The sequence below is a fragment of the Ureibacillus massiliensis 4400831 = CIP 108448 = CCUG 49529 genome, from assembly GCF_000772965.1.
Lineage (GTDB): Bacteria > Bacillota > Bacilli > Bacillales_A > Planococcaceae > Ureibacillus > Ureibacillus massiliensis.
The window spans coordinates 1-10,305 of record NZ_JPVQ01000067.1 but is presented as its reverse complement, the minus strand read 5'-3'; the positions used below and the strand labels follow the sequence as shown (position 1 = coordinate 10,305).

Genomic DNA, 10,305 nt, shown 5'->3' with positions numbered 1-10,305 from the left:
TCCTGGGGACTGTGGTTGTGACAAATTTTATACTTTCTTATCTTTTAAAAAAGAGGGTAATACCCCCTTTATCAATAAGAACGATTATAATATGTCTATGGTTTCAATATATTTTGATAATTGTATTTTTGATTTTGTAGTTATTGACGAATTGTCTTTAGTGCACTACTCCATGCAATAACTTGATCTAACATATCATTTACAGATTGAGCTTGAACTTCTTTTGGTTTGAAAATTGTTCCATTTTCAAAATCAGTAAATAATGAAAGTGCAGGATGAACCCGAACATCTGCAATAAGCAGCTCACCGCAAATTCCTCTTAAATGTTCTGCTGCACGTGCACCGCCAACTGATCCATAACTAACTATACCAGCCGCTTTATTGTTCCATTCATCTCGGAGATAATCTAAAGCATTTTTCAATGCACCCGAAATACTATGGTTATATTCACTTACGATAAATACAAATCCGTCACAGCTTTTTACTTTACTTGACCATTCACCTACTCCTGAAGTATTTCCTCCAGCTTCACCTAATAAGGGTAATTTAAAATCAGCTATATCAATGATTTCATATGTTGCATCCCCTCTACTATCTCCAATTTTTTTTACCCATTCACCAACTTGCGGACTAACTCGACCTTCTCGCGTACTACCTAAAATAATTCCAACTTTTAGCATAATTTTCCCTCCAACTTGATAGATTAAAATGATTTTTTGGTTGTTACTTGTAAAAGTTTACTTTGCCACAATTGATTCCATTATTCAGATGAAGTATTTGCAAATTCAGAAATAACTCAATTGATGGAAATCGATTTATCTTAATTACTATAAAAAACTGCTTTAAACATTATTAATATTTCTAACTGTCCATTCATTTATTCCATAAAACGATTATGTTAGTAGTTATTTTATATATCTCTTTCCTAAAATATGTTTTATGAATTTTTCGCATTATATCCTACTTTTTTTAATAAATCAATGAGAATATTTACTTCATCATCTGTTATTACATTAAAGATTTCTTCAATAACTTCAATATGGCGGGGGAAAATTTGATCCATTATTCTTTTTCCCTCATCTGTTATGGCTGCATATGTAACTCTTCGATCCGATGGACATGCTCTTCTTACGACAAATCCTTTTTCTTCTAATTTATCAACGACATAAGTAATGCTACTGCTTGCAATTAATATTTTTTTACCAATCACTTGAATCGGTTGATCACCTTTATGGTAGAGTAGTTCGAGTACGGCAAATTCAGTAGGATTTAAACCATGCTTAGAATGATCTCTTTTAGAGGCTTCTTGAACAGATTGACTAGCTCGTAATAGGACTGTAAACGCTTTTAATTTCTGGTTTTGTTGTTCCAAGATTATCCCTCCTTTATTACCAATATCTCGAAGTAAATTATCTTTAATTCGAGATAAATAATATCATGTTATGAAAGGGTTGTCAAACTTGCTTCTCTTAGTATGTTTCATAAATGATACGATATTCGTCTATAACAAACTCGTGACGAATCACGAATTTGTTACATAGTTAGAAATTGATTTTTGTAAGTCTCCGATTGCATCTTGGATACTTTGAAAACCTGGTATTTCTGGAATGCCCTTCTTTTCCGCACTAATTTTTTGATCAGCTGCATTTGACATTGTTTCAAATACAAATAATAGTTGTCCTAACTTTTCATCATTTAACATCGGTCGGTTTCTCAATCTTCCACATTTCTCTAATAAGTAACCTAACCTCTTGTATTGAATAAACAATCGGCCAATAATATTCAAGAGACTTTTTATCTTTTGGAATCTCCCCAGTAGCTGTGTCATATATCAAAGTTAAATTAGTAATATTCGTCTCCATTTTATTGAGTATATTGTCTTTTCTATAGCTTTGGTGAAACCCTTGTTCAGAAAATAAAGCAAATAGTACCTGAGCTTGACTTCGTATCGTTTTTGAAATCAAATGTGGTAATCTACTTGATGCTGATCTTCTCCCAACGAACCAAACTCCTATTAAACCAATAAAAATACCTATGACCACGTCAATTAATCTTGCCGAAGCAAAATACATAAATGAGTAATCCCCTGTTGTTCCTGCTTCTGCCATAATCAATGCCGAAGGAGTAAAGAATAAAGCTGCTAAACCGTAATTTTTAACAATGAACATTTCTGTTATAAACGTTAAAAGAAAAATCAAAAGTGCAATCATGAATCCAGTTGGATGAAATGCAAGAATAGCACTCGCAATAATGATACCGAAAATCGTACCTAAGCTTCGTTGAATCGCCCTGTGTAATGTCGCAACAGCTGTTGCACCTGACATTACAGCTACACAGGATAGTGGTATCCAGAAAGAACGATTAAATTCAAATTCATATGCAATAATCGCTGCTAAAATTGTAAAGAAGCCAAATCTTAAAGCATTAATGAAGACGATTGAGTTTTTATCGAAGGCTCCTAATATTATTCTATTTGGAGATATACTTTTGATTTGCACTTGATCTTTTAGTGAACTACTAGAAACAGTGAGTGAATCCTTTGCTTCATTTATTTCCATATAAAGCTGTGCGATGGTTTCATCCATTGCTTCTGGGTGTGGTAATTCGACTAATGCGTCATCTTTAATATTTTTTGAATCCACTAATCGTGAAATCATTCTTAATGACTCACTAATTTCCAAAGGGATCATATCTTTCTTTCCTTGTATTTCTTCTGTAGTATATAAGAAGATTTTATTTGCATATGTATTTAAAACATACAAATGAGTAAATAAATCATTCTTTTTCCATGGTATATATCCAGATGCAAGTATTTGACTCGCTTCTTTTAAAGTGATAAGAACTTCATGTTGCTTCTCGCTTTCTAAACCCGTTCCAATTGACTCGATATAATCTGCTAATACATTATAGGATCTCTTAATAATGTTTTTCTCAGGTCCGTATGGATTAAAAAACCCTCGACTCATCGCTAAAACGAAAGATAATAACCCTCCAAGAAAAGCCAAGAATGCTCTTATAAAAGCTTCCTCGGGAGCAATTGGCATACCAGAAGTCATTGCAAATATGAGTACAAAAAATAGCGCAGATGGTCCTACTAATCGAAATGCACCGAAAAGAAAAATTGCTGTTGCTCCAATCAATCCCATCATGATTGCAACAATAATGGGATAAGGGGCTAATAAAGTGCCTAAAAATACGCATGCTGTTATGCCAAGAACACACCATGTTAATTTTTTTACTAGCTGCGCATAGGGAATAGGAAATACATAAAGGAAAGCGAATCCTCCTAAGCCCGCGATTAATCCATAATGAAGATTATCAAAAAGTAAACCAATAAAAATCGGTAACCCTGCTGCAGCTCCAGCTAAAAAAGCTTTTAACCATGGAAAGGGACTTTTATTAACAGTTAATGCTTGTCTTATGATTGAAGGTGATTTATTTATTGCTTGTGCTTGCATTTATACTGCTCCTTTATCCAAAATTAAAGCTACTAATATCATGTCCTAAATATAATTCAATTAATATCTAAAACATTTTAAATTAAAAATCGCCCATATCTCATGTGAGATTGAACGATTATTATAAAATAAATTATAACATATCAAAATAATTGGATTTTTCATCAAAAGAAATAAAGGGTAAAAGATAACCGAAACATGCTAAAATATAGAAAATTGGAGGTGTTCAAGTGAAACAAAGTGAGACGGTTTATTATACTTTGTTTGATTATAAGGGCTGGCTTATGTATATTGCTTCTACCGGAAATGGGCTATGCTATGTCGGTTCACAAAATGATCCTTTTGAGGAATTGGAGAAATGGGTAAATAAATATATCCCCAAAGCTAGGCTCATAAATAATGAAGTAAAATTGGATTTATTTTATCAGGAATTAGTAGAATATTTTGATGGAAAAAGAAAAAGCTTCACTTTTAAATTTGACTTACGTGGTACACAATTCCAAGTTGACGTTTGGAACAAATTATTAAGTATTCCTTTTGGTAAAACAAAATGTTATTCCGATGTTGCAAATGATATCGGTAATCCGAAAGCAGTTAGAGCGGTTGGTACTGCAATTGGAGCCAACCCTATTGCTATTATCGTACCTTGTCATCGAGTACTCGGTAAAAATGGTACTCTAACAGGATACAGTGGTGGTCTACCAGTAAAAGAAAAATTACTACAATTAGAAGAAATCCAATATAAAGCATAGTTAAAAAGAATTTCTATGAACTTATACGAATTTATATAACCACAGCTGGGTAGTCCTGTTACCCAGTTTTTTCTGTATATAATCATCAAAATCTTATTAAATATCCTAATGAAAATAAAATTAAACCACCTATCAAGTTTAGGAAAATAAATAGAATAGCATTCCAAAAACGTTTTTGATCAATCAATTTCACGATATCAAAGGCAAAGGTTGAAAAAGTTGTAAACGCCCCTAACACTCCTACTGTTAGAAATGCAAGAAATACATTTTCTAAAAATGCTAGATGTGCTGAAATTCCTAATAAAAAAGAGCCTAATAGATTTACGACTATTGTTGCCCAATTGTTAGGATAATCTTGAATTTTCATTAAGCTAGTAACAAAATACCTCAGTGTAGCACCTATTCCGCCACCAACCATAACCATCAACCAAACCATTATTGCTCACCTCGAAAAATACGATAACCTAGCAATGCCACAAAGCAGCAAATTAATGTCATCGTTAACCCATAAACTATCCCGATTACATAACTTTCCTGTATCAATTCAAACCACTGTTGCGAAAATGTAGAAAATGTTGTGAACGCTCCAAGCATACCCGTAGTAAAAAATAATTTCATTTTTTCAGTCGACAGCTTTTCATAATAGCCGTTCAAACAACCAAGTAAAAAACTTCCTAAAACATTGGCAATCCAAAGCATAATAAATGTAGAGAAAAACGTTTGAATGCTAAAACGCAAAGCTGCTCCAACCATTCCACCTAAAAAAACTTGTAATATATTCACTAAAATACCCTCTTTACTACAGTTCTACTTAATCTTTGATCTTTGTACTAAACTGATGATAATGACCAAAAATAATAGTCCGATAAATATAGGTAAAAACCAAATTCCTAATGACTGAATATCACCTTTTGCTACCCGAACAATTTGCACTATTAAAGTAGCGAAAGTGATGAGACAAATGTTTTTAATTATATTAAGTGTTTTCCTACTATTGATATAAAATTGTTCTACATTGTTTTCATTAAGACGCTTAGGATAATTGTGCATATGGGGAGCCTTTTCAAAAAGGGATAACAAGAAAAAAAGAAACATTCCCATGATCGGCAGTATAATGATTTCATATTTCGAACCCCAACGATCCACTTCACCTAATGAATTAAAATGTCCTGGTATACGATCTGGTATATCCACCCAACTATATAGGACAAAAACTAAAGATAAAAGAAAAAAAGTACCTCCTATTAAATCCGAAATTTTCTCCATCCTAGTTTTTGGAATTTTTAACACTGGACGATAAGGAAATTTCAAAAAATCACCTCGATATTCGTTTCTTATATCTTAAAGAAAAGCTAGAAGTAACCTTTAATCGGCTAGTTCTAGCTTATTCTCAACTGTTGACTTCAGCTTCATTATTTAGTTCTTTAAGGTATTCGATTATTTCCCTTGTACCTTCAAGTGAATTGACCAATATAGTCGGTTCAACACAGGTAATCATTCGATCTTCTAAATTAGCAATCGCCGTAAAGTATTTAGTTCTTGAGTAGTTTACCAGTCCGACTTGTGTTAATTCGCTTTCAGAGAAATTTAAAATTTCCTTTGCTTCATCAACAACAAGCCCAAAATTTACTACATCAGTATTTAATATAATGATTTTAGCTGTAGTTTTTTGAGAAGGTGTATTGTATAGAATAATTCCGAAATCTAAAACAGGTATTAATTCCCCTCTTATGCGAGTAAAGCCTAATAAATAATTTGGTAAATGCGGCACAGGTGTAATGCTCTCTAATTTTTCAATAGATACAACCTGTTCAACTGATACTGCATATTCTTCAGTTTTACATCGAAACACAACAGACTTTTCAAATGACATATGATTCACCTCTTTAATTGCCTTATTTTGTAGAGCATTTAACTACTTCAACTAATAAATCGGCTAATTTTTCTAATTCTTCAATAGGCATTCTTTCATTTGTAGTATGGATATCCTCATAGCCAACAGATAAAACTACCGTCGGAATTCCAAAACTCGAAATTATATTAGCATCACTTCCGCCACCGGATAAACCAAGATTAGGATTTCTACCTATATTTTTAACAGCTTGCATAGCAACCTGTACAACCTTGTCTTCCTCAGAAACATTAAAGCCAGGATACATTAATTGAATATCTACCTCTGCTCTTCCCCCATTTTGTAATGCAACCTCTTCAAATATTTCTTTCATATGGTTTGTTTGAGCATCAAGTTTAGATTGATTAATGGAACGGGCCTCAGCAACAATAATCACTTCATCACAAACAATATTTGTTGCTTTTCCACCTTCAAAACGTCCTATATTTGCAGTTGTTTCTTCATCAATACGTCCTAGCTTCATCCTTGCAACTGCCTTAGATGCTAAAGTGATAGCAGAAACTCCTTTTTCAGGTGCAACTCCTGCATGGGCAGTTTTCCCAATAATTTTTACGTTTAACTTTGCTTGATACGGCGCACCAGTAACAATTCCTCCCACTTTTCCGTCACTATCAACAGCAAATCCGTATTTCGCTATTATTTTACTACGATCAAGTTCTTTTGCACCTGCAAGACCACTTTCTTCACCTGCAGTGATTACAAATTGAATCGTGCCATGTTTAATTTCTTGTTCTTTTAATCGTTTCACCATTTCGAATAAAGCAGCAATACCCGCCTTATCATCTGCTCCTAGAATAGTGGTTCCATCAGAATATATGTATCCATCCTCTCGAATAACAGGCTTGATTCCAACTCCAGGAACTACTGTATCCATATGTACAGTAAAATAGATCGGCTCTACATCAAGGGAACCTGACAATGTAGCTATAATATTTCCAACGCCATGTCCATTTCTTGTATGCGCATCATCCTGATAAACTTCAAAACTCATTTCTTCAAGCTTCCTAACTAATATCGGAGCAATTATTTCTTCGTGTTTTGTTTCGGAGTCTATTTGAACTAATTCCAAAAATTCATTGACTAAACGTTTTTTCACTTTCAAACTCCTTTATTTCATCTTTTCTTTCCATTTTACGCTTGAAATTCCATAAAAACAATCATTCTTATCTTTCGATTAAATAGAAAAGGGTTATCCCTGTGAGGAGATAACCCTTTGTTTGTTGACTAGAATTCTATTTCATACTACTTATCTATTTTAAGATTAATAGATTATTATACTAAAGAGCCGCCACCGTTTTGAAGATATTTTTCGATACCTTCTGCTGCACGGTAAGCTAAAGCACCTACTGTACCTGTTGGGTTCATACCAGAGTTATGAGCAAATGCATTAGCACCCGGAATAAATAGGTTTTCACAATCCCACATTTGTAGGTAGTTATTTAATGCAGATGTTTTTGGATCTGCTCCCATAATTGCTCCACCAGTGTTGTGTGTAGTTTGGTATTTTGTTGTATCCCAATCACCTTGGTCACCTGGTGTTGTAACTTCTGTTGCGCCCATTTCTTCTAAAATCTTAGTCGTAATTTCACGAATAAATTTTTGTTGGTTACGTTCATTGTCTCGATAGTTAAATGTAATACGTAATAGCGGGTCACCAAATTGATCTGTGTATGTTGGATCTAAATCTAAATAGTTATCTTTATGTGGTAATACTGATCCTTGAGAACCAACGCTTAATGTACTATTAGCCCATTTTACTGATGCATCTTTAAATTCTGCACCCCATGAAGGTGTACCTTTTGGTGTTGAGTTAGTAGCAATAGGTCGTTTACCATAATGACCTAATGCAATATTACCTCCATGTAGGAAGTCTAAATCTGTATGATCAAAATTATCACCATTAAAATCATCTATTACTTTAGCTAGAGCCCCTGTACCAGCATAAAGGTTAAATTCTTTACCTTCAAAGAAACCAGTCGATGCAGAAGAAGTCATTTGGTAACAATAGTTTTTACCAATAACACCTGTTTGTGTTTCATGGTTATATGGAGTACCAATTTTAGATAACAGAAGAAGTTTAACGTTATTTAAAATGTAAGCAGATAAAACAACTACTTTTGCTGGTTGAATAAATTCTTCACCTGTTGTTGAATCAACGTAAAGAACGCCTGTAGCTTTACCATTTTCATGTAAAATACGACGTACATTACAATATGGACGCACTTCAAAATTACCTGTTTTTTCAGCTACTGGTAACACTGTTACTGTAGGTGAAGCTTTTGCACCATATTCACATCCAAAGCGTTCACAGAAACCACAATATTGACATGCACCACGAGTGATGCCATCAGGATTCGTATAACCTTCAGATAATGTTGCTGCAGGTGCAGTATATGGATGATAACCAAGGCTCGTTGCCGCTTCACGGAACATAACCATTGCTGGTGTTTCTTTCAATGGTGGAGTTGGATGATTTGCTTGTGGCATTTCTTTTATTGGGTTTGGCTCCCCTGAAATCCCTGCCATTTGTTCAAACTTTTCAAAATAAGGGACCATTTCATCGTATGTAATACCCCAGTCTTGAAGTGGCATATCTGCAGGAATTTTACTTTCCCCATAACGCTCAATTGTTTTTGAACGAATTTCAAAGTCATAAGGCATAAAGCGATAAGTTAAACCATTCCAGTGTTCACCAGATCCACCTACTCCGTCACCAATTAAAAATGAACCATGTTGACGGTAAGGAAGTGCCGTTTGATTTGGTTCATGTCGAACTGTCCAAGTTTCTTTAGATAAATCTTGCATCATTTCATTACGTTGTGCGTATCGAAGCTCATCATGAACCATTAAATAATCTTCTGTTGTACGAGGCTTACCACGTTCAAGACCTACTACTTGATAGCCTTTTTTTGTTAGCTCTGCAGCTACGATACCACCTGTCCAACCGACACCGACTAATACAATGTCTGTACTTGGTAATGTTGTTGCCATAATTATTTTCTCCTCTTCTTCTAAACTTAAAACTATTAAATTAACAACTAGTTAATTTTTCTATTAATGCTTATGTTGAGAATTTAAACTTTGTGGTTCAAATTCTACAAACTCATCTTTTTCAATGACATTTGTATAAGACATTTGATGTCCTGGATATTTACGCATTTTCCAGCCAGCCATATCTTTATTACCACCATATAATGGATCAGCGTATGCACCTTCGATTGTGGCACTACGCAATAATTTAAAGAAATAAGACGGTTTTACTGCAGCATTTAATGCTACTTCGTCAGCTTCAACTGCTTTTAAAATCTCTACTTGTTGTTCAGGTGTAATTTCATAGAATGCGCTTTGGAAGCGTGTTTTTGCTTCGTCATTCAATAATTTAATACCTAATGTAAAGATTTGTTGATAGTTTAAATGAGTTTGGTAACCAAATAAACTGTTTGCATTTGGATTGAAAGGGCCTTTTGTGTAATCTTTAGCATTTAATCCCCAAGTTCCAGCTAATTGGTGATCAATAAAATAAGCAACAAGAAGTGCTTTTGCTCCCGGCCCCACTTCTGTTTCAGGGAAAATTTGTTCTGTTGCTGCTTCAACTATTTTATATTGTTCATTTGTGAAGAACATTAAAGCTTGGTTAAAATTAGCAGTTTCAGTACCATGTTCTGAATGAGAGTCAGTAGTTGTTACATCACTTTCATTCTTGTTTACTACTAAACTAGTTACTGCTCCCCCTAGTACAAGCCCACCTAATGTTAGACCGGAATTTTTTAAGAAATTACGTCTAGTAGATTTTTTTTCTGTAAAAGTTTCTTTCTTTTCTGTCACAATGACTCCTCCTTGATAAAGTAAAAAAACTAACTAAATAACGCTCCAAAATTGAAAAACACTGATAAAATTACTGACATTACTATCATGCTTGCCATAAAGAAAGCGTGTCGTGTTCCAACCCAGCAACCTACAATTATCGATAAACCAACTGCTGTTCCGATAAGTGCAAGTGCAGGTACAGAACCATTAATCGTTAAGATCGCAATTGCTAACCCAAAAACTAAGAATAATCCAGCTAATCCCTGAAAAATATCAGATAGCTCTTCACGGTTGTAATCAGTCATTCTATAACCCCCCTTATAACTTTCGTATTGTCAAAAATAATTTATATAAATCGCTAATAAATGTTGATTTT

General features: G+C 34.0%; 13 protein-coding genes. 1 reads left to right on the top strand and 12 read right to left on the bottom strand.

Annotated features, from left to right (window positions below; translation table 11 throughout):
* Positions 1 to 140: 140 nt before the first annotated feature.
* The 4 genes from CD30_RS18015 to CD30_RS18005 form a co-directional block, all read right to left on the bottom strand.
* Positions 141 to 680 (bottom strand): NADPH-dependent FMN reductase, encoded by a 540-nt coding sequence (locus CD30_RS18015; RefSeq protein ID WP_052126310.1) that lies wholly within the window; start codon positions 678 to 680, stop codon positions 141 to 143.
* Positions 681 to 937: 257 nt separating this feature from the next.
* Positions 938 to 1,372: a MarR family winged helix-turn-helix transcriptional regulator gene (locus CD30_RS18010; protein WP_036180152.1), complete on the bottom strand. Its 435-nt coding sequence runs from the start codon at positions 1,370 to 1,372 to the stop codon at positions 938 to 940.
* Positions 1,373 to 1,522: 150 nt separating this feature from the next.
* The gene (locus CD30_RS19655) at positions 1,523 to 1,702 is read right to left on the bottom strand and encodes a hypothetical protein (RefSeq protein WP_052126309.1); all 180 of its coding nucleotides are present in this window, start codon (positions 1,700 to 1,702) and stop codon (positions 1,523 to 1,525) included.
* A complete protein-coding gene (locus CD30_RS18005; RefSeq protein WP_052126308.1) occupies positions 1,692 to 3,458 on the bottom strand; it encodes an FUSC family protein in 1,767 nt (588 codons plus the stop codon). The genes CD30_RS19655 and CD30_RS18005 overlap by 11 nt, the downstream gene beginning before the upstream one ends.
* Before the next feature lie 284 nt (positions 3,459 to 3,742).
* Here CD30_RS18005 and CD30_RS18000 point away from each other — a divergent pair, with 284 nt between their 5' ends.
* Complete coding sequence (locus CD30_RS18000; protein WP_052126312.1) at positions 3,743 to 4,210, top strand: methylated-DNA--[protein]-cysteine S-methyltransferase; 468 nt, start codon at positions 3,743 to 3,745, stop codon at positions 4,208 to 4,210.
* A gap of 85 nt (positions 4,211 to 4,295) precedes the next feature.
* Here the strand turns inward: CD30_RS18000 and crcB are convergent, their stop codons facing one another.
* From crcB to CD30_RS17960, 8 genes are all read right to left on the bottom strand, one after another.
* Positions 4,296 to 4,646: a fluoride efflux transporter CrcB gene (gene crcB, locus CD30_RS17995; RefSeq protein ID WP_052126307.1), complete on the bottom strand. Its 351-nt coding sequence runs from the start codon at positions 4,644 to 4,646 to the stop codon at positions 4,296 to 4,298.
* Positions 4,646 to 4,993: a fluoride efflux transporter FluC gene (locus tag CD30_RS17990; protein ID WP_052126306.1), complete on the bottom strand. Its 348-nt coding sequence runs from the start codon at positions 4,991 to 4,993 to the stop codon at positions 4,646 to 4,648. Before CD30_RS17990 ends, crcB begins: the two co-directional genes overlap by 1 nt.
* 24 nt (positions 4,994 to 5,017) lie before the next feature.
* The gene (locus CD30_RS17985) at positions 5,018 to 5,521 is read right to left on the bottom strand and encodes a DUF1648 domain-containing protein (RefSeq protein ID WP_036180143.1); all 504 of its coding nucleotides are present in this window, start codon (positions 5,519 to 5,521) and stop codon (positions 5,018 to 5,020) included.
* A 79-nt stretch (positions 5,522 to 5,600) separates the two neighbouring features.
* Positions 5,601 to 6,083: a chemotaxis protein CheW gene (locus tag CD30_RS17980; protein WP_036180140.1), complete on the bottom strand. Its 483-nt coding sequence runs from the start codon at positions 6,081 to 6,083 to the stop codon at positions 5,601 to 5,603.
* A gap of 22 nt (positions 6,084 to 6,105) precedes the next feature.
* A complete protein-coding gene (locus CD30_RS17975) occupies positions 6,106 to 7,218 on the bottom strand; it encodes a M20/M25/M40 family metallo-hydrolase (protein ID WP_036180137.1) in 1,113 nt (370 codons plus the stop codon).
* Positions 7,219 to 7,394: 176 nt separating this feature from the next.
* Positions 7,395 to 9,113 (bottom strand): GMC family oxidoreductase, encoded by a 1,719-nt coding sequence (locus CD30_RS17970; protein ID WP_036180134.1) that lies wholly within the window; start codon positions 9,111 to 9,113, stop codon positions 7,395 to 7,397.
* A gap of 63 nt (positions 9,114 to 9,176) precedes the next feature.
* Complete coding sequence (locus CD30_RS17965; RefSeq protein ID WP_036180131.1) at positions 9,177 to 9,947, bottom strand: gluconate 2-dehydrogenase subunit 3 family protein; 771 nt, start codon at positions 9,945 to 9,947, stop codon at positions 9,177 to 9,179.
* 29 nt (positions 9,948 to 9,976) lie between these two features.
* Positions 9,977 to 10,234, bottom strand: a complete 258-nt coding sequence (locus CD30_RS17960; protein ID WP_036180128.1) for a hypothetical protein — start codon at positions 10,232 to 10,234, stop codon at positions 9,977 to 9,979.
* Positions 10,235 to 10,305 lie beyond the last annotated feature (71 nt).